Source organism: Streptomyces sp. NPDC020807 (genome assembly GCF_040641575.1).
Lineage (GTDB): Bacteria > Actinomycetota > Actinomycetes > Streptomycetales > Streptomycetaceae > Streptomyces.
Map to the genome: position 1 here is coordinate 151,661 of NZ_JBFADU010000004.1, position 17,992 is coordinate 169,652.

The 17,992-nt window shown below is 73.2% G+C and carries 17 protein-coding genes; 11 read left to right on the forward strand and 6 right to left on the reverse strand.

All coding sequences use genetic code 11. The features are described from left to right. Nucleotides 1-34: 34 nt before the first annotated feature. On the reverse strand, nucleotides 35-886 hold the full coding sequence (locus tag AB0G79_RS08520; protein ID WP_360802236.1) for an SDR family NAD(P)-dependent oxidoreductase: 852 nt from the start codon (nucleotides 884-886) through the stop codon (nucleotides 35-37). Further along, nucleotides 886-1,680 (reverse strand): SDR family oxidoreductase, encoded by a 795-nt coding sequence (locus tag AB0G79_RS08525; RefSeq protein ID WP_360802239.1) that lies wholly within the window; start codon nucleotides 1,678-1,680, stop codon nucleotides 886-888. The genes AB0G79_RS08520 and AB0G79_RS08525 overlap by 1 nt, the downstream gene beginning before the upstream one ends. 119 nt (nucleotides 1,681-1,799) lie before the next feature. Here AB0G79_RS08525 and AB0G79_RS08530 point away from each other — a divergent pair, with 119 nt between their 5' ends. Further along, nucleotides 1,800-2,468 carry a TetR family transcriptional regulator gene (locus tag AB0G79_RS08530; RefSeq protein ID WP_360802242.1) on the forward strand — a complete coding sequence of 223 codons (669 nt, stop codon included), beginning with the start codon at nucleotides 1,800-1,802 and terminating at the stop codon, nucleotides 2,466-2,468. On the opposite strand, the gene AB0G79_RS08535 is transcribed toward AB0G79_RS08530, so the two are convergent. Next, complete coding sequence (locus AB0G79_RS08535; RefSeq protein ID WP_360802245.1) at nucleotides 2,465-3,007, reverse strand: GNAT family N-acetyltransferase; 543 nt, start codon at nucleotides 3,005-3,007, stop codon at nucleotides 2,465-2,467. The genes AB0G79_RS08530 and AB0G79_RS08535 overlap by 4 nt on opposite strands. Before the next feature lie 47 nt (nucleotides 3,008-3,054). On the opposite strand from AB0G79_RS08535, the gene AB0G79_RS08540 reads away from it, so the two are divergent. Together AB0G79_RS08540 and AB0G79_RS08545 are read left to right on the forward strand one after the other, a co-directional pair. Further along, nucleotides 3,055-3,966 carry a TIGR01777 family oxidoreductase gene (locus tag AB0G79_RS08540; RefSeq protein WP_360802248.1) on the forward strand — a complete coding sequence of 304 codons (912 nt, stop codon included), beginning with the start codon at nucleotides 3,055-3,057 and terminating at the stop codon, nucleotides 3,964-3,966. A gap of 189 nt (nucleotides 3,967-4,155) precedes the next feature. Further along, nucleotides 4,156-5,496 (forward strand): NAD(P)/FAD-dependent oxidoreductase, encoded by a 1,341-nt coding sequence (locus AB0G79_RS08545; protein ID WP_360802251.1) that lies wholly within the window; start codon nucleotides 4,156-4,158, stop codon nucleotides 5,494-5,496. 441 nt (nucleotides 5,497-5,937) lie between these two features. Here the strand turns inward: AB0G79_RS08545 and AB0G79_RS08550 are convergent, their stop codons facing one another. After that, nucleotides 5,938-7,455 (reverse strand): regulator, encoded by a 1,518-nt coding sequence (locus AB0G79_RS08550; protein ID WP_360802254.1) that lies wholly within the window; start codon nucleotides 7,453-7,455, stop codon nucleotides 5,938-5,940. A 286-nt stretch (nucleotides 7,456-7,741) separates the two neighbouring features. On the opposite strand from AB0G79_RS08550, the gene lipB reads away from it, so the two are divergent. From lipB to AB0G79_RS08570, 4 genes are all read left to right on the forward strand, one after another. Then, nucleotides 7,742-8,557 carry a lipoyl(octanoyl) transferase LipB gene (gene lipB / locus AB0G79_RS08555; RefSeq protein WP_360802256.1) on the forward strand — a complete coding sequence of 272 codons (816 nt, stop codon included), beginning with the start codon at nucleotides 7,742-7,744 and terminating at the stop codon, nucleotides 8,555-8,557. A 102-nt stretch (nucleotides 8,558-8,659) separates the two neighbouring features. After that, on the forward strand, nucleotides 8,660-9,628 hold the full coding sequence (lipA, locus tag AB0G79_RS08560) for a lipoyl synthase (RefSeq protein WP_360802259.1): 969 nt from the start codon (nucleotides 8,660-8,662) through the stop codon (nucleotides 9,626-9,628). A 239-nt stretch (nucleotides 9,629-9,867) separates the two neighbouring features. Next, nucleotides 9,868-10,086, forward strand: a complete 219-nt coding sequence (locus tag AB0G79_RS08565; protein WP_360802262.1) for a hypothetical protein — start codon at nucleotides 9,868-9,870, stop codon at nucleotides 10,084-10,086. Nucleotides 10,087-10,096: 10 nt separating this feature from the next. Beyond that, entirely contained in the window at nucleotides 10,097-10,801 is a 705-nt protein-coding gene (locus tag AB0G79_RS08570) for a DUF4191 domain-containing protein (RefSeq protein ID WP_360802265.1), read from the forward strand. Nucleotides 10,802-10,875: 74 nt separating this feature from the next. Here the strand turns inward: AB0G79_RS08570 and AB0G79_RS08575 are convergent, their stop codons facing one another. Continuing rightward, a complete protein-coding gene (locus tag AB0G79_RS08575) occupies nucleotides 10,876-11,343 on the reverse strand; it encodes an RDD family protein (RefSeq protein WP_360802268.1) in 468 nt (155 codons plus the stop codon). 234 nt (nucleotides 11,344-11,577) lie between these two features. Between AB0G79_RS08575 and glnA the strand changes: the two genes are divergently transcribed. After that, the gene (gene glnA, locus AB0G79_RS08580; protein ID WP_360802271.1) at nucleotides 11,578-13,002 is read left to right on the forward strand and encodes a type I glutamate--ammonia ligase; all 1,425 of its coding nucleotides are present in this window, start codon (nucleotides 11,578-11,580) and stop codon (nucleotides 13,000-13,002) included. Between the two features lie 81 nt (nucleotides 13,003-13,083). On the opposite strand, the gene AB0G79_RS08585 is transcribed toward glnA, so the two are convergent. Beyond that, the gene (locus AB0G79_RS08585) at nucleotides 13,084-14,424 is read right to left on the reverse strand and encodes a thioester domain-containing protein (RefSeq protein ID WP_360803060.1); all 1,341 of its coding nucleotides are present in this window, start codon (nucleotides 14,422-14,424) and stop codon (nucleotides 13,084-13,086) included. 502 nt (nucleotides 14,425-14,926) lie between these two features. Between AB0G79_RS08585 and AB0G79_RS08590 the strand changes: the two genes are divergently transcribed. The 3 genes from AB0G79_RS08590 to AB0G79_RS08600 all read left to right on the forward strand — a co-directional run bounded on the left by AB0G79_RS08590 (nucleotide 14,927) and on the right by AB0G79_RS08600 (nucleotide 17,989). Beyond that, entirely contained in the window at nucleotides 14,927-15,901 is a 975-nt protein-coding gene (locus AB0G79_RS08590) for a helix-turn-helix transcriptional regulator (RefSeq protein WP_360802274.1), read from the forward strand. Nucleotides 15,902-16,082: 181 nt separating this feature from the next. After that, a complete protein-coding gene (locus AB0G79_RS08595) occupies nucleotides 16,083-16,796 on the forward strand; it encodes a tRNA-dependent cyclodipeptide synthase (RefSeq protein WP_360802276.1) in 714 nt (237 codons plus the stop codon). Then, nucleotides 16,793-17,989: a cytochrome P450 gene (locus AB0G79_RS08600; RefSeq protein ID WP_360802279.1), complete on the forward strand. Its 1,197-nt coding sequence runs from the start codon at nucleotides 16,793-16,795 to the stop codon at nucleotides 17,987-17,989. Before AB0G79_RS08595 ends, AB0G79_RS08600 begins: the two co-directional genes overlap by 4 nt. The last annotated feature ends 3 nt before the right edge of the window (nucleotides 17,990-17,992 follow it).

The window sequence follows — 17,992 nt, forward strand, 5'->3', positions numbered from 1 at the left end:
ACCCCGGTGGGTCCGCACCCCTCGCCGGCCGTGCTCAGCCCGGCTGGAGCCGGGGGTTCTCCTGCGCGAGGATCATGTCCGTGCGCGGCTGGAGCGCCGGGAAGAGCTGTTCCGGCTGCGGGATCGCCCAGTACTTCCCCTCGGCGACCATCCGGAAGACCCGCCCGGCGTGCTCCTCGGGCGTGAGCCCGTGCTCGTCGGCGAGGTTCTGGAGGTGCTCGCCGAAGGCGGTGACCTCCGGGGGCGCGGTCGTTCCCGGCCTGGCGGCCGAGAAGATCTCGCTCCTGACCGAGCCGGGCGTCACGACGGACACCTGGATCGGCGCCTGCTTCATCCGCATCTCGTGGTACAGCGACTCGGTGAGCGCGAGCGTGCCGAACTTGGTGACGCTGTACGGGGCCATCAGCGGGCTCGGCAGCAGGCCGCCGACCGAGGACACGTTGACCACCCAGGCCTTCTCGCCGCGCTCCAGCATGCGCGGGACGAAGGCGCGGATCCCGTTGACGTACCCGCCGATGTTGACGCGGAGCATGGCGTCCCAGCGCTCGGCCGGGATCTCCCAGGAGTAGCCGAGGGCCATGATCCCGGCGTTGTTGACGAGCAGGTCGACCGTGCCGAAGCGGGTGTACGCGGTGTCGGCGAGCGCCTCGACGGAGGCGGGCACCGACACGTCGGTCACCACGGACTCGACCTCGGCGCCGCCGGCCCGCAGTTCCTCGGCGAAGAGGGCGAGCCGGTCGGCGGCGATGTCGGCGAGGACGAGCTTCATGCCGAGCCGCGCCGCCTCGCGGGCGAGCCCGGCGCCGATGCCGGAGGAGGCGCCGGTGATGACGGCGGTCCGTCCGGCGAACACCTCGGCGGCGGTGACGTCAGCGGCGGCGGTCATCAGAAGTGCGTCCCGCCGTCGACGCGGACCTCCGTGCCGGTGATGAACCTGCCGTCCTCGGAGGCCAGCATGGCGACGACGCTCGCGACGGTCTCCGGGCCGGCGAAGCCCTGGCCGAGGGCGGGGGCCAGCTTGGCGAAGAGCGACCAGTCGGTGTCCTCGGGGAGGCCGGGGCCCACGGACTGCTTGCTGGCGCCGGAGCCGTCGGTCATGCCGGAGGAGATGGAGCCGGGCTGGACGGCGGTGAAGCGGATGCCCTGCTTGGCGTACTCGGCGGCGAGGGCGTGGGTCATGGACTGGATGCCGCCCTTGCTGGCCGCGTAGGCCGCCATGTAGGGGTGGGCGAACATCGCGGAGGTCGAGGAGAAGTTGACGACGGCCGCGTCGTCGCCCTCCAGGAGGGCGGGGATCGACTCGCGGATCATGAGGAAGGTGCCGGTGAGGTTGATCCGGAGCACCTGCTCGAAGGAGTCGAGGCTCGTCTCGTGGGTGTGCGAGGAGCGGAGGATGCCGGCCGCGTTGACCAGGACGTCCAGGCCGCCGAGGGCCTCGACGGCGGCGGCGACGCCGGCGCGCACGGACTCCTCGTCGGCGATGTTCACGACGACCGTGGTGAGGCGGTCGGCGGCGTCGCCGGCCTTGGCGACGGTGTCCTTGAGGCCGTCCTCGCTGATGTCGGCGGCGACGACCCGGCCGCCCTCGGCGAGGAGGCGCAGGACGGTGGCCTGGCCGATGCCGGAGCCGCCGCCGGTGATGAGGGCGCGGCGTCCTTCGTAACGGGTCAGCTGGGTCATGGCGACTACCTCTCGGGAGAGCGTTCGGCGGGAATTGCTGCCACCGTACGCCCAAGTGGCACGTTTTGCCATAGCTGCATATCGTGCACTTTGGGCATTCGGGGGCGTACGCTTCGTGGGTGAGCACCAAGCCCGAGGGCGCCACGCCCCCCACCCGGACCCTGACGGAGCGCCGCAAGGCGGCCACCCAGCTGGACATCGCGCGCGCCGCCGCCGAGCTCTTCACCGAGCACGGACCCGACGGCACCACCGCCGAGGACATCGCGCAGCGGGCGGGCGTCGCGCTGCGCACCTTCTACCGCTACTTCCGCTCGAAGCAGGACGCGGTGGCCCCCCTCCTCGCGGTGGGCGCCGAGCGGTGGCGGGAGCGCCTCGCCGAGCACCGGGCCGAGGCGGCCGGCGGACTCCCGGCCGTCCTGGAGCGCTCGATCGCCGAGTCCCTCGCCGCCGAGGACGAGACGGCCGCCGAGGGGCTGCGCTGGACGCGCGGCCTCCTGCGGGCGGCCGTCGAGGACCCGGCCCTGCGGGCCGTCTGGTACCGGGTCAACCAGGAGTCGGAGGAGCGGCTGCGCGAGGTCGTCGCCGGGCTCGCGGGGCCGGACGCCGACCCCCTGGAGGTACGGCTCGCGGCGGCGGCGGCCACGGACGCGATCCGGATCGCGCTGGAGAGCTGGGCCGAGACGGACGCACCGGTCCGCGGCCCCGGCTCGCCCTCGGAGCTCGCGGTCCGGTGCCTGCGCGAACTCATGGGCGGGATGAGGCTGTTGGGGGACCCGGCGGGAGCTTAGGGCCTGTCCGACCCTGATCCGCCGGACAGCCCCCGGGGGGCGTCGAGCAGGGAGCGGCCCATGAGGACGTCGTCGACGTACTCCCCCGCGATGAGCATCTCGCCCGGCAGCACCCCCTCGACCACGAAGCCCTCGGAGGCGTACAGCGCACGCGCGGGCGCGTTGTGCCCGAGGACCCGCAGGGTGATCCGGCGCGCGCCCTCCGCGCGGGACCGGTCCATGACGGCGCGCAGCAGCGCCCGCGCCACCCCTCTGCCCCGTGCGGACTCGGCGACGACGAGGCCCTGGATCTGGCGGACGTGGGCGGTGGCGGCGAGCGGGGTCGGGTTGACGGCGCGCACGTACCCGACGGGCTCGCCCTCGTGGACGGCGACGAGGTAGTCCCCGGGCACGTGGCGCTGGTCGAAGAAGGGCCCGTACGGCTCCGTCGGCCGCGGCAGCACGGCGTGGAGCGTCGACCAGGTGTCGGCGTCGAGCGCGGCGAGCGCGGCGTCGTCGTCCAGCACGGCGGTACGTATCTGCGTCTCCGGCACGATCATGGCGGCCACTGTGCCATGCGGCGGAGCGGACGGGGCAGGATGGGGCCATGCAGCCTTCCGCCACCCGCAAGCGGGTCGCCGTCACCGGAGCCTCCGGGCTCATCGGCGCCGCCCTCGTCCGCTCCCTGCGCGCCGACGGCCACGACGTCCTCCGGCTGGTCCGGCGGCCCGCCGCGACCGCCGACGAGGTCGAGTGGGACCCGAAACGGCTGTACGTGGACGCCGCCGGGCTCGTCGGCGTGGACGCGGTCGTGCACCTGGCGGGCGCGGGCGTCGGCGAGCGCCGCTGGACCGAGGCGTACAAGCGGGAGATCCGCGACAGCCGCGTCCTCGGCACCACCGCGATCGCCCAGGCCCTCGCCGGACTCGCGAACCCGCCGGAGGCGCTGGTCTGCGGCACGGCGCTCGGCTGGTACGGGGACACCGGCAGCCGCGCGGTGGACGAGAGCGCCCCGGCCGGCACGGGCTTCCTGCCGTCGGTCTGCGTGGAGTGGGAGGCCGCGGCGGCCCCGGCCGAGGCCGCGGGCATCCGGGTCACGTACGCCCGCACGGGCCTCGTGGTGGCCCGCCAGGGCGGCGCGTGGGGACGGCTCTTCCCCGTCTTCCGCGCCGGGCTCGGCGGGCGGATGGGCGACGGGCGCCAGTACTGGTCCCACATCTCGCTCCACGACGAGGTGGCTGCCCTGCGGCACCTCGTCGACACCCCGTCCCTGTCGGGCCCCGTGAACCTCACCGCCCCCGAGCCGGTCACCAACCGGGAGGTGACGGCGGCGATGGGGCGGGTCCTCCGCCGCCCGACGGTCTGCGCGGTGCCGGCACCGGCGCTGCGGCTGGTGCTCGGCGACTTCGCGCAGGACGTGCTGGGGAGTCAGCGGGTCCTGCCCTCCCGGCTCCTGGAGTCCGGGTTCACCTTCGCCTTCCCGACGATCGACGAGGCGATCAGGGCCGCGGCACGCTGACTCCACCCCGCCTCGAGGCGCTTGTGCTCCCCCGTGCTGCGTGAACCCCGGTGCGCGCGGGACCACTTCCGTGGGAGCGCTGCCTACGCTCGATGCCCATTGCGTGAAACGACCGCGAACTCGGGCATTCCGGGGGCCGGTTGGGGGCATAACGCCTCCCACCGGCGGCGCCGACCTGGGGAGGGGCACGTGCTCAGTACCGCAAAGACCTCAAGTACCGCACAGCGAAAGGACGTCACGGAGACCGTCGACGTCGTCATCGTCGGAGCCGGGATCGCGGGACTCGCGGCGGCCCACCGGCTGGTCGGGGCCGGACTCGACGTCCTCGTCCTGGAGGAGGAGCAGCGGGTCGGCGGCCGGATGGCCACCGACGCCGTCGACGGCTTCCTCCTCGACCGGGTGGGCCCCCTGCTCACCCTCTCGGCCGAGGAGCTGCGGGCCACGCCGGGCCTCGACGGGCTGCCCCTGCGCCCGTTCGCGCCCGGGGTGCTCGTGCACAGCGACGGGCGGCACGCGCGGTGGGGTGCGTCGCACACGCGCGCCCGGAGCGTGGGGGGAGCGTTGAACGTGGCGCGCGCCCTCGCGAGCGCCCCCCGGCGGCCTGCGGCGTCCCTGGACCAGGCGCGGCTGGGGGCCTCCCTGGTCCGCCTGGCCGCGACGCCGTCCCCACGGCTCCTCGCCCGCCCCGAACGGACCGCCCGCGAGGCGCTGTCGGCGCGGCTGCCCGCGCGGACCGTCCAGGGGGTGCTGCGGCCGCTGCTCGCGGCGCTCCTCGCCGACCCCGACCTGGGGACGTCGAGCCGCCGCGCCGACCTGGCACTGCGGGCCTTCGCGCGGGGGCGGCTCGCCGTACCCGAGGGGGGCTCGTCGGCGCTCCCCGAGCGCCTGGCGGCGGCCCTCCCCACCGGGACGGTCCGCACGGGCGTCCGCGTCACCGACGCGTCCGTCTCGCGGGTCACCACGGCGGAGCACGGGGTGTTCGGCTGCCGGGCGATGCTCCTCGCGACGGGGGCGCGGTCGGCGGCGGGACTGCTGCCGGGGCTGCGGACGCCGGGCTTCCACCCGGTGACGGTCCTGCACCACACGGCGCCGGCGGCACCGACCCCGGACCCGTCCCTGCTCCTGGAGTCCGACCCCGGGGGGCCGGTGGCCCACACGGCGGTCATGAGCGCGGTCGACCCCACCCGCGCCCCCGCCTCCCGGCCCCTGATCACCTCCGTCGTCCTGGGGCCGCCGCCGGACGACGCGGACCGGCGGGTACGCAAGCACCTGGCGACGCTGTACGGGACGTCGACGGACGACTGGGAGCTGCTCGCGCTGCACCACACCCCGGACGCGGTGCCGTCGATGCCGCCGCCGCACGACGGGAGCCGGCCCGTCCGCCTCCTGGCGGGCCTGTACGTGTGCGGCGACCACCGCGAGACGTCCACTCCCCAAGGCGCCCTCGCCTCGGCCCACCGGGCCGCCGAAGCCCTCCTCAAGGACCTGGGCCTCCCGACCACCCGCCTCCGCACGGAAGAGGCGGCCTGACCGCCCCCACCGGGCGGGCACCTGCGGGCCGCCGACCCCCGGCCCGCCGGGACGGGGGCTGCGGCGTGCCGCCCCGGGCCGGCGGGCCGGTCGGGCTCGCCGCCCGAGCTGCGGCCCCCGGTTGTGGGCAGACGTTCCGCGCGGCCGGGGGTCCCCCCTGCTCGCCGAGCACGGGGGCGGGTGGGCACAACCCACCACGGCGCCGCACGCGGGGTGCGGGTCCAGGCCCGGAAGCCTGGGCCCGGCAAGGGGCGTCGTCCCGGATGGCGGGCGCCGCCCCGCGCAGGGGCGGGTCCTCCGGGCCCCGGCCCGGATCACGGGTACCGCCCCGCGCAGGGGCGGGTCCTCCGGGGCCCGGCCCCGATCACGGGCACCGCCCCGCGCCGGGGCGGGTCCTCCGGGTGACGCCCGGATGGCGGGTGCCGGCCCGCCAGGGGCGGGTCAGTTCAGGGTGGCTACTCGGTCTCGGTAGGTGCGGGCCGCCGCCGCGTCCCGGTAGGGCTCCAGGCGGCGCTCGAAGTCGCGTACGTACTCGACCGCGCGGGCCGACCGCATCTCCGACGCCTGCTGCGCCGCCTCCGCGCCCAGCGCGCACGCCTGGTCCAGCTCGCCCAGCGCGAGGCGGGAGGTGGCCAGGACGACACGGCAGAAGAGGCGGCTGCGGGCGAAGCCGGGGGCCCTCAGCTGGAGGGCCCGCTCCGCGTGCTGCGCGGCCGGCCGGTACTGCTGGAGGTCCCGGTGGCAGTGCCCCAGCTCGTCCGCGAGCTGGGCCTCGTCGAACATCCGGGCCCAGTACGGCACCTCGTCCCCCGGCCGCGCCGCCTCGAGCGCCCGCTCCGCCCGTACCAGCGACGCGCTGCACACCCGCGCCTCGCCGAGCACCGCGTGCCCCCGCGCCTCGATGGCGTGGAGCATCGCCTGCACCGCGGGCGGCGCGCCGGGGCCCACCCCCTGCTGCGCGACCCGCGCGAGCTGCACGGCCTCGCGCCCGTGGCCCAGGTACACCGCCTGGCAGCTCATGGTGAGGAGCACGTACGACCCGTACGCCCGGTCCCCCGCCGCCTGCGCGAGCCGCAGCGCCTGGACGAAGTACCGCTGCGCGAGGCCGTGGGCCGCGATGTCGTAGGAGGTCCAGCCGGCGAGCCGGGTGAGGTCGGCGGCCGCGGCGAAGAGGCGGCGGCCGACGGACTCCCCGTACGTGCCGCGCAGCATCGGCTCCGTCTCGTGCTCCAGGTACCTGACCAGCGCCTGGCGCGCGTGCCCGCCGCCGTACGCGTGGTCGAGCGTCCGGAAGAGCTCGCCGACGGAGCGGAGGGCCGCGATGTCGCCGCTGGAGACCCGCTGGCCGGGGCCCCTGTCCGTACCCCTCTGGCGGGGGACGGAGAAGCGGCCCTGGGGCGGGACCCTCGGGTCGAGGGAGGAGGCGGGGGTGCCGGGGCTGCGGGGTCCGTGCGACGGGCGGGGCTCCGGGGGCGGCCCCTGACGCGCCGCCGGGGCCGGCTCGCCCCGTGCCACCCGCTCGTCCGCCCTGCCGATCAGCCAGTCCCGGCTGGGGACCACCAGGCCCGCCGGGGTGAAGGCGATCTTGCGGAGCTCCGCGTGGCTGCCGGAGTCCTTCCGCCACAGCCCGCTGACGATGTCCACGGCCTCCTCGGGCGTCGCCGCGAACTCCAGGCCCGCGTAGACCGGCGCGCAGGCGTCGAGTCCGAGGTCCTGGGCGGAGAGCCGGCGGCCGAGGCGCCGGGTGAAGACCTCGGCGATGAGCGCGGGGGTCGTGCCGCGCGGCTGCTGGCCGCGGAGCCAGCGGGTCACGGAGGTCTTGTCGTACCGCAGGTCGAGGCCGTGCTCCAGACCGAGCTGGTCCACCCGTCTGGCGAGGCCCGCATGGGAGAACCCGGCTTCGGCGATGAGCGCGGCGAGCTGGCGGTTCGGGATGCGCTGCGGTGGTCGTTCCGTCATCAGCTGTGCGGTCTCCTGCCTTCCGGGCCCAGGTGCAGCCCGTTCGGACCCTCATGGAACGGCGTGAATTTAGCGGCCCCGACCGCCCGTACCGCCACCTTCGCCCCACATTCATCCGATCGTGTGAGGATTGACGGCATCGCTGACGTAGGCCTCCCCGTCAACCTGCCGGAGGGGTGTCCCGCGCGCCGCCGTACAGTGGCATGGGCGCGAATGACGCATGGTGCCGCACCGGCCCGGGACGACCCCCGGGGACCGGCCGCGGCATCCAGGAGGAGGCATGGCCGTGAGTGAGCTGCGATTCGTCCGCCTGGGGTTCGGCGAGGAAGCCGTCGAATACCAGGAGGCCTGGGACAAGCAGCGCGAGGTGCACGCCGCCCGCTTCGCCGACCAGACTCCCGACACCTGTCTGCTCCTGGAGCACCCGCCGGTCTACACGGCGGGACGGCGTACGGCGGAGAGCGAGCGCCCGCTGGACGGGACGCCGGTCGTCGACGTGGACCGCGGCGGCAAGATCACCTGGCACGGTCCGGGCCAGCTGGTCGGCTACCCCATCCTGAAGCTGCCCCGCCCGGTGGACGTCGTCGCGCACGTCCGCCGCCTGGAGGACGCCCTGATCCGCACGGCCGCCGAGTTCGGCGTCGAGACGACCCGGGTCGAGGGGCGGAGCGGTGTGTGGGTGCTCGGCGACCCGGTCGAGCAGCGGCCCTCCTTCGGCGGGCTGAACCTGGACTTCGACCCCCGTCTCACGGACGAGGAGTTCGACCCGCGCCTGAACGGGCCCGAGTACGCGCCGTCCAACGCCGGCCAGCGCCGCGAGGACCGCAAGCTGGCCGCGATCGGCATCCGGGTCGCCAAGGGCGTCACGATGCACGGCTTCGCGCTGAACGTGAACCCGGACAACGCCTGGTTCGACCGGATCATCCCCTGCGGAATCCGCGACGCGGGCGTCACCTCGCTCGCCAACGAGCTGGGCCGCGACCTCACGATCGCGGAGGTGCTGCCGGTGGTGGAACGCCACCTGCGGGACGTCCTGGAGAACGCGGAGCTCAGGCCCCGCGAGATCGAGCGTCCGGCGGAAGCGGCGCCCGCCTCCGTCTGAGGAATGCAGGGCGCTGGCCAGAGGTTGGCCAGACGTAGTAAGGCATGGGAAGCAACGGCGTACCCTGGTGTGCGCCGAAGAATCGAAGCTACAGGAGCCGATGTGTCCGCAGTCGCCCCCGACGGACGCAAGATGCTGCGCCTGGAGGTCCGGAACGCCGAGACCCCCATCGAGCGCAAGCCCGAGTGGATCAAGACCCGCGCGAAGATGGGTCCGGAGTACACGAAGATGCAGAGCCTCGTGAAGAGCGAGGGCCTGCACACGGTCTGCCAGGAGGCGGGCTGTCCCAACATCTTCGAGTGCTGGGAGGACCGCGAGGCCACCTTCCTCATCGGCGGTGACCAGTGCACCCGGCGCTGTGACTTCTGCCAGATCGACACGGGCAAGCCCGAGGCCCTCGACCGCGACGAGCCCCGTCGCGTCGGCGAGTCGGTCGTCACGATGGACCTGAACTACGCCACCATCACCGGCGTCGCGCGCGACGACCTGGAGGACGGCGGCGCCTGGCTGTACGCGGAGACCGTGCGCCAGATCCACCAGCAGACGGCGGACCGCGCCGAGGGCCGCACGAAGGTCGAGCTCCTCGCCCCCGACTTCAACGCGGTGCCGGAGCTCCTCAAGGAGGTCTTCGACTCGCGCCCCGAGGTCTTCGCGCACAACGTCGAGACCGTCCCGCGGATCTTCAAGCGGATCCGTCCCGGCTTCCGCTACGAGCGCTCCCTCGACGTCATCACCCAGGCCCGTGACTACGGTCTGGTCACGAAGTCGAACCTGATCCTCGGCATGGGCGAGACCCGCGAGGAGGTCAGCGAGGCGCTCCGTCAGCTGCACGAGGCGGGCTGCGAGCTCATCACGATCACCCAGTACCTGCGCCCCTCCGTCCGGCACCACCCCGTCGAGCGCTGGGTGAAGCCGCAGGAGTTCGTGGAGCTGAAGGAGGAGGCCGACGCGATCGGCTTCTCCGGTGTGATGTCGGGCCCGCTGGTCCGCTCCTCGTACCGCGCCGGCCGCCTCTTCCAGCAGGCGATCGAGAAGCGCGGCACGGTCGACAACGCCACGCAGGCCGTCTGACCGCACCTCGCGCACACCACGCGGCTCGCACGCCTTCGCAGGTCAGCGGAGGGGTACGGGCCGCGTCGCCGTCCCGGGGGCACCCCTGCCCCGCAACGACACGCCGGAGGGGAACCCCTGTTCGGCGGCCGGCGCCGCGTCCACGCTTCACCAGTGTTTGACCCTCGGGTCACGCCCTGGTAACACCAGACGGTGAGCCTGGTTTCACTCACCGCCATCGTCCCCGGGAGGACCCCGCCATGTCGGCCGCATCGACGCACCACGTCCGCGTCAGCGCGATCCCGTCCGTCACCGACGCCCTGCGGGCGGTGGAGGCCCTGCTGCTCGGCGGCGGGCAGCGCACCGCGCGCCGCAACGCCTGGACCTCCGTCCTGGAGGACCGGCGACACGCCAGGGACCGGGTCGAGGCCCTGCATGTGATGGAGGCCGCGTCGGGCCGTGCCTCGCGGGCCACGTAAACTTCAGGACATGGCGAGGAAGGCAAACACGAGCAGCGCTGACGCTGCGAACCAGGGGCGGCTCAAGCAGATCGCCCTCACGTACAAGATGACCCGGAAGGCCGACCCGAAGGTCGGACTTGTCGTCGCTGGCGTGGGCATCGGCGTACTCGGTGTCCTCCTCGCGATCGGCTTCCTCATCGGTCACCCGGTCTACCTGGGCATCCTGGGCTTCGTCCTGGCGCTGCTCGCGGCGGCCATCGTGTTCGGGCGGCGCGCCGAGCGCGCGGCCTTCGCGCAGATGGAGGGCCAGCCGGGCGCGGCGGCGGCGGTGCTGCAGAACGTCGGGCGCGGCTGGACGACGACCCCGGCGGTCGCGATGAACCGCAGCCAGGACGTCGTGCACCGCGCGGTCGGCCGGGCCGGCATCGTGCTCGTCGCCGAGGGCAACCCGAACCGGGTGAAGTCCCTGCTCGCGGCCGAGAAGAAGCGCATGAGCCGCGTCGTGGTGGACGTGCCGGTGCACGACATCATCGTCGGCGACGGCGAGGGCCAGGTGCCGCTGAAGAAGGTCCGCACGACCATGCTGAAGATGCCCCGCGTCCTCACCGGCCCGCAGGTGACCGCGGCGAACGACCGGCTTCGGGCCATGGGTGACCTCATGTCCAACATGCCCCTTCCGAAGGGTCCGATGCCGAAGGGCATGCGGATGCCGCGCGGCGGAAAGATGCGCTGACCCACGACGACGTGACGAGGAAGGCCCCGGACCGATGATCTCGGTCCGGGGCCTTCCTCGTCCGCGTGTGCCGCTCAGCCGCGGACCTGGACGGCGCCCGAGAGGCGGTCGTGGAGGCCGCGGCCGTCGCGGTCCCAGATGAGGGCCGGGATGGCGAGGCAGACGAGCGCGGAGCGGAGCACGACGCGCAGGACGCCGAGGCGGCCGCCGCGCACGGAGACGACCCGCAGGCCGAAGAGGCGCTTGCCGGGCGTCGAGCCGACGGTGCCGACCGTCAGGACGCTCATGACGAAGAGGAGCCCCAGGGCCCAGTTGCTGGTCGCCTGGCCGTAGCTGTCGGTGACCAGGCCGTATGCGATCAGGAGACAGAGGGCCCAGTCGACGGCGAGGGCGCCGAGCCGGCGTCCCGGGCGGGCGATCGACCCGGGCCCCTCCTCGGGGAGGCCCAGCTGCTCACCCCGGTAACCGAAGTCCACGCCTGCTTGCTCCGCCGCGGCACGGGGGCCGGAGAGCCACGATCCGAGTGCTTGCCTGTTGTCCACCCGACCACGGTACTGTGCCCGTTTTCGATCACTTCGGCCCGGGTAGGCGCACGCCGCCGCACCGGTGTCGGATCGAGGAACGTCACCGGGTCCGGTTAACTTGGACGAAACAATTGGGTCACGCCGGAGAAATCCCGTCTGCCTAAGGTCGGGACCAGCGTGTGCCAACCGCAATTGGCCGCACGACCGAGCTGCAACCCCGCCCCTCCCCGGGCCGGGAGTAGGAGGAGTGGGATGTCCCAGACGCACGGGTTCCAGAACGCCGACGAGGTCCAGAAGTTCATCAAGGACAACGACGTCAAGATGGTCGACGTCCGGTTCTGCGACCTTCCGGGTGTGATGCAGCACTTCACGATCCCGGCGACGGCCTTCGACCCGTCCGAGGAGCTCGCGTTCGACGGCTCGTCGATCCGCGGCTTCCAGGCGATCCACGAGTCCGACATGGCGCTCCGCGCCGACCTGTCGACCGCGCGCGTGGACCCCTTCCGCCGCGACAAGACGCTGAACATCAACTTCTTCATCCACGACCCGATCACGGGCGAGGCCTACAGCCGCGACCCGCGGAACATCGCGAAGAAGGCCGAGGCGTACCTCGCCTCCACCGGCATCGCCGACACCGCCTACTTCGGCCCCGAGGCGGAGTTCTACGTCTTCGACTCGGTCCGCTTCGAGACCTCGGCGAACCAGGGCTTCTACCACATCGACTCCGAGGCCGGCGCCTGGAACACCGGTGCGGAGGAGAACAACCGCGGCTACAAGGTCCGCTACAAGGGCGGCTACTTCCCGGCCCCGCCGGTCGACCACTTCGCCGACCTGCGCTCGGAGATGTCCCTGGAGCTGGAGAACGTCGGCCTCCAGGTCGAGCGCCAGCACCACGAGGTCGGCACCGCCGGCCAGGCCGAGATCAACTACAAGTTCAACACGCTGCTGGCCTCGGCCGACGACCTGATGCTGTTCAAGTACATCATCAAGAACGTCGCCTGGCGGAACGGCAAGACCGCGACCTTCATGCCGAAGCCGATCTTCGGTGACAACGGCTCGGGCATGCACGTCCACCAGTCGCTCTGGTCCAACGGCGACCCGCTGTTCTACGACGAGACCGGCTACGCGGGCCTCTCGGACACCGCCCGCTACTACATCGGCGGCATCCTCAAGCACGCCCCGTCGCTGCTCGCCTTCACCAACCCGACGGTGAACTCGTACCACCGCCTGGTCCCGGGCTTCGAGGCGCCGGTCAACATGGTGTACTCGCAGCGCAACCGCTCCGCCGCCATGCGCATCCCGATCACCGGCTCGAACCCGAAGGCCAAGCGCGTCGAGTTCCGCGCGCCGGACCCGTCCTCGAACCCGTACCTCGCCTTCTCGGCGCTGCTCCTCGCGGGCCTCGACGGCATCAAGAACAAGATCGAGCCGGCGGAGCCGATCGACAAGGACCTGTACGAGCTGGCTCCCGAGGAGCACGCGAACGTCCAGCAGGTCCCGACCAACCTCGAGGCCGTCCTCCGCGCCCTGGAGGACGACAACGAGTACCTCCAGGCCGGTGGCGTCTTCACCTCGGACCTCATCGAGACCTGGATCGACTACAAGCGCACCCACGAGATCGCCCCGATCCAGCTGCGCCCGCACCCGCACGAGTTCGAGCTCTACTTCGACCTCTAAAGCGGTGCGGCTCGCCTGAGCCGCGGAGACACACGGAACGGACCCCGGGTCGGCACCACGCCGACCCGGGGTCCGCTCGTCTCAGCCCATGGTGCGGAAACGACGGCGCCATTCGTGGATCAGGACCACGGCGGCGCCGAGTACGACCAGCCCTCCGCCCGACACGGCGAGGAACCAGAGCACGCCGGAGCTGCCGGTGGAGGCGAGCTCCGAGTCTCCGGCGCCGCCGGTGGCGGCCGCTGCCGAGGCCCCCGCCTCGGCCGAGTGCGTGGCGTCCGGTGTGACGCCGGGGGCGGTCGTGGCCGTCGGCGCGGTCGTGGCCGTCGGTGCGGTCGTCACGCTCGTCGCGGTCGGGGAGACGGACTGGCTCGGGTCCGGGCTCGCCGAGCCGCTCGGGTCGGCCGTGGCCGTTGGCGCGGGTTCGGTCGTGGCCGTGGCCGTAGGCGCGGGTGTGGCCGTGGCAGTGGCCGTAGGCGTGGGCGACGGCGAGGTGGCGGCGGTCCAGCTCGCCTTCATGTGCGCGGTGACCGGAACGCTGTCACCTCCCACCAGAGCCAGGGCCTGGCTGCCCGTACTGACCAGCTTGTGGCCCAGCGGGACCGGGACGAAGGACATCGCCGAGACGGTCGCGTCGATCTGCCCTGCCTCGGCCGGGGCCTTCACGAACACCGACTCACCGTCCAGGGCGGCTTCGATCAGCCTGCCGCTGTCGTCCGAGACCACGTTCCCGTCCCGGTCGGTCAGCACCACGCCGGCCGTGACGGCCGCTGGGTCGAGGGAGACGCCGGTCTGATCGCCGGTGGAACCGATGGTGATCGGCCCGAGTACCGAGCCGGCGGGCCCGGTCACCGTGTCGGGGGCGAGGGCCAGGGAGGGGGCCGGTTCCTCGGTGTCGGCGGCGTGGGCCGCCAGATAGTCGGCGAGCTCGGCTCCCGCCGGGTCCCACGGGACCGCCTTGACGTGGTTGGTGAGGCGCCAGATGGCGGCCTGGGTCGCACCGGCCGCCGCGTTCTTGGAGAGCTCGGCGCCGATCTGTTTGCCGAGCACCTTCTCGGACACCGCCGGATAGCCGTGTCGCAGGATCCAGTCGACCTTCCCCGCGTCCGGGTTGTCCTTCAGCGTGGGCACCTCGGACCGGCCTGCCTCTCGGTAGGCGGCGCCTCGCTTCAGCGCGGTGCCGGCATCGAGGCAGTACACGAACAAGGTGGCGCCGTCGCTGGTCGTCACCTTGATCAGGCCACCGGGCAGTCCGTCGTCCTGGCCCTCGGGCTCCGTGACGTGCGCGATGTAGTCGTTCTCGGCGAGAGCGTTCGTCTCGACGACCAGACCCCCGTCGACCCCTTCTCCGGCACGGTCGTCGGCGGCGACGGCCGTCGCCGCCGCACCGCTCGCCAGCATGCCGCTCGCGAGCACGCCGATCACCGTCAAGGCCGTGCGTTTCCGCCTCACTGTCGCTCTTCTCCTGTGTCGGTTCAGGGCACCGCGGCCCCCTTCATCCGGGGCGACGGCCTCGGGGGGCGTCGCCACGGACCCGACCCAAGCTATGAGCGGCCGGGCCAGGTTCCGGGCCGGAGACGAGGGCACTCCCTGCGGGGACCGACCGCAGGTTCCTGCAGCCCCGCCGTCCGCCCGCGGGCAGGTCTATGGCCCCATAAATCCGCTCTATGGGCCGTCAGGCGAAGCGGGCGCGTCGCGTCGCCGCCGACGCGGGGCCGGGCGGCGTCGAACTCCTCCGGCAGGCAGCTCCTTTGGCGACCCGCAGGCGCGTGCCGCGTCGGCGCGACCGGCTCCCGGTCGCCCGGGAGCACGGGTACGGGGCCGGGCCGATGGTCCCGCCGGGAACGGCCTTAGGTCCCTTGGGGACGCGCCGGACCCGTTGAAGGATCTCCATCCGGCACAGGCACCGACAGGAAGACGGGTGGACATGGACGCGGTGGAGGGCAACACGCTCGCCCCCTTGGGCGTGAGTGCGGGCGAGGAGGCGGTCTACCGGACGACCCTGCGGTCACCGGGGATCGGCATCGCCGCGATCGCCGTGGAGTGCGGGATCGACCAGGAGGCCGCCGGAGCCGCGCTCGGCAGGCTCCGGGACCTCGGCATGGTGGCAACGGCCGACCAACGGACGTTCAGCGGTGCGGATCCGGCGTCCGTGGTCGACCGGCTGACGCGGATACGGATCCACGGGCTGCAGGGAGAGATCCGGCGCGTCGCCTCCTCGCGCCACCTGGTGGAGAGTCTGGCCGAGGACAGGCGAACCGGGAGGCGGGGGCAGCTCACCGAGCTGCAGTACGTCGAGGGGCTCGACCAAGTGGTCGCCTGTGTCGACGAGTTGTCGTTCTTCTCCCGCGAGGAACGGCTGACCACGCACCCGGGACCGATCCTCGCCGCGGCCTTCGACGCGGTCAGGAGCTCCGACCTGAAGTACCTGCGCCGGGGCCTGCGGATGCGGACCCTCGTCCACGCCGACGCGCTCGAATCCCCGAAGGTCGGCCGCTTCGTGGCGGAGCTGTCGGCGCAGGGCGCCCAGGTGCGAGGGACGAGCGGGCCCCTCGAACGGATGGTGGTCTTCGACCGGCGGACCGCCCTCGTCGCGACCGACCCGGCGGACATCACGCAGGGGGCCCTGGTCGTCCGCCAGCCCGGTCTGCTGTCGCACCTGCTGGCCGGCTTCGAGTCCCGCTGGTCACGGTCGTACGGGGTCGTGGACGACCTGCCGAGCGACACCGAGCTCCGCGTCCTGCGCGCCATGGCGCGGGCGAACAAGGACGAGGCCGGCGCACGCGAGCTCTGCATGTCCCTCAGGACCTACCGGGGTCACGTCGCCGCACTCATGCGGCGTCTGGGTGCGCCCAACCGCTTCCGGGCCGCGCTGGCCGCCCGGGAACGCAACTGGCTCTGACGGCCGCCCCGTCCCGCGTCCTCCGCGCCACGGGCATGCGAAGAGGTGACGAACTCCCACCCCTACCCACGGGTAAAGGGTTCGCTCTCCGCGACCGGGCGATAGCGTGTCGTCGTCGCTGCCGCCACACCCGGAGCACTGGGCTCCGCTGGGACTAGCTGGCGCGATGAGGACTGCCTACGTGACTCAGGCGGCTTTCGCCCCTGCAGAGACGCTCCGGCTCCAGCCGTACACCGACCACTGCCGTGTCATCGCCGAAGAAGGCGCACACGTGGTCATCGGCGTCTCCCCGGGAAACAGTTATTTCACCGCCCAGCGGCTCCACGAGCTGACGCGCTGGGGCACGGACCACTTCGACCAGGTCGATCTCGTCTACACCGACCTGCACGTCGCCGACATGTACGAGGCCCTGGGGTACGGGCCCGACGAGGCGCGCCGCAAGGCCGTCAAGAACCTCCGGGGGGTGCGCGCGAAGGTCGGCGCCGCCGCCGCGGAGGCGGATCCCACGGGCTTACGGGTACGGGCCCGCGGGATGTCGGAGTTCCGGGACCTGCCCGCGTACCAGGAACTGCACCGTCAGGTCGTGGCGGCCGTCGACGGGGATCCGGTGGTACGCGAGACCTGCGACGCGCTCACCGGGATCTTCCTCGCCGGAAAGCTGGCGCCGGGGCAGGAGGCGACCACGCTCCAGAAGGCCGTGTGCCGGGCGTACATCTGCGCCGAGGTGCCGCTCTTCCTCGACACCCCCGCGATCCTCGGGGTGCCCTCCTCGCTCAACTGCTACCACCAGGCCCTGCCCCTCGCCGACCTGCTCTACGCCCGGGGCACCGGGCTGCGTGCCTCCCGCAACCAGGGGCACGGCATCCTCACGCCCGCCGAAGGAGACGCGCGATGACCGCGGTCATGACGAACGAACCGCCCGCCTTCCCCTTCGACTGGGACGGCACCCGGCTGCCCGCCGAGATCGGCGCGCTGCGCGCCGAGCCGGTCCGGAAGGTCCGCACGATCGCCGGGGCCGACGCCTGGCTGGTCTCCTCGTACGAGCTGTGCAAGCAGGTCCTGGAGGACCCGCGGTTCAGCCTCAAGGACACCTCGGCCCCGGGAGCGCCCCGGCAGTACGCGCTGACGATCCCGCCGCACGTCGTGAACAACATGGGGAACATCACCGGCGCCGGGCTGCGCAAGGCCGTCATGAAGGCCATCAACCCGAAGGCGCCCGGCCTGGAGGAGTGGCTGCGGGCGCGGGCCGCGTCCCTCGTGGACGCGCTGGTCGCCGAGGGGGCGCCCGGGGAGCTGCGCGGCTCCTACGCCGACCCGTACTCGGCGGGGCTGCACTGCCGGATGCTGGGCATCCCCGAGGAGGACGGGCCGCGGCTGCTGCGCAGCCTGGACGTGGCCTTCATGAACGCGCCCCGCGAGATCGAGGCGGCCGGGCTGAACTGGGACCGGGACATCGCCTACATGACCGAGCGCCTGGACGACCCGGCGACGGGCGGGCTCATGGCCGAGCTCGCGGCGCTGCGCGGGGACCCCGAGTACGCGCACCTGACGGACGAGATGCTGGCGACGGTGGGCGTGACCCTGTTCGGGGCGGGAGTCGTCTCCACCGCCGGGTTCCTGACGATGGCGCTGGTCTCCGTCCTGACGCGGCCGGACGTCCGGGAGGTCCTGACCGCCGGCGGCGCGGAGGGCGTCGCCGGGGCCATGGACGAACTGCTGCGGGTGAACCTGTCGATCGGCGACGGACTGCCGCGGCTCGCCCTGGAGGACGTGCGCCTCGGCGACGTGGAGGTGCGGGCCGGTGAGCTCGTCCTCGTGCTCGTGGAGGCCGCCAACCACGACCCGGAGAGGTTCCCGGACCCGCTGGCCTTCCGGCCGGACCGGGAGAACGCCGCCGAGCACCTGTCGTTCGGCGGTGGGCGGCACTACTGCCCGGCGACGGCGCTCGGCAAGCGGCACGCCGAGGTCGCCCTGGAGACGCTCCTCGACCGGCTGCCGGGGCTGCGGCTCGCGTTGCCGGTCGAACAGCTGGTGTGGCGCACCAACTTCATGAAGCGGCTCCCGGAGCGGCTGCCGGTGGCCTGGTAGGGG

What these genes read in the sequence shown, in the direction of transcription:
- AB0G79_RS08520 (WP_360802236.1), bottom strand. Translation starts at nt 886, where the DNA reads ATGACCGCCGCCGCTGACGTCACCGCCGCCGAGGTGTTCGCCGGACGG.
- AB0G79_RS08525 (WP_360802239.1), bottom strand. Translation starts at nt 1,680, where the DNA reads ATGACCCAGCTGACCCGTTACGAAGGACGCCGCGCCCTCATCACCGGC.
- AB0G79_RS08535 (WP_360802245.1), bottom strand. Translation starts at nt 3,007, where the DNA reads ATGATCGTGCCGGAGACGCAGATACGTACCGCCGTGCTGGACGACGAC.
- AB0G79_RS08540 (WP_360802248.1), top strand. Translation starts at nt 3,055, where the DNA reads ATGCAGCCTTCCGCCACCCGCAAGCGGGTCGCCGTCACCGGAGCCTCC.
- AB0G79_RS08550 (WP_360802254.1), bottom strand. Translation starts at nt 7,455, where the DNA reads ATGACGGAACGACCACCGCAGCGCATCCCGAACCGCCAGCTCGCCGCG.
- AB0G79_RS08565 (WP_360802262.1), top strand. Translation starts at nt 9,868, where the DNA reads ATGTCGGCCGCATCGACGCACCACGTCCGCGTCAGCGCGATCCCGTCC.
- AB0G79_RS08570 (WP_360802265.1), top strand. Translation starts at nt 10,097, where the DNA reads ATGGCGAGGAAGGCAAACACGAGCAGCGCTGACGCTGCGAACCAGGGG.
- glnA (WP_360802271.1), top strand. Translation starts at nt 11,578, where the DNA reads ATGTCCCAGACGCACGGGTTCCAGAACGCCGACGAGGTCCAGAAGTTC.
- AB0G79_RS08590 (WP_360802274.1), top strand. Translation starts at nt 14,927, where the DNA reads ATGGACGCGGTGGAGGGCAACACGCTCGCCCCCTTGGGCGTGAGTGCG.
- AB0G79_RS08600 (WP_360802279.1), top strand. Translation starts at nt 16,793, where the DNA reads ATGACCGCGGTCATGACGAACGAACCGCCCGCCTTCCCCTTCGACTGG.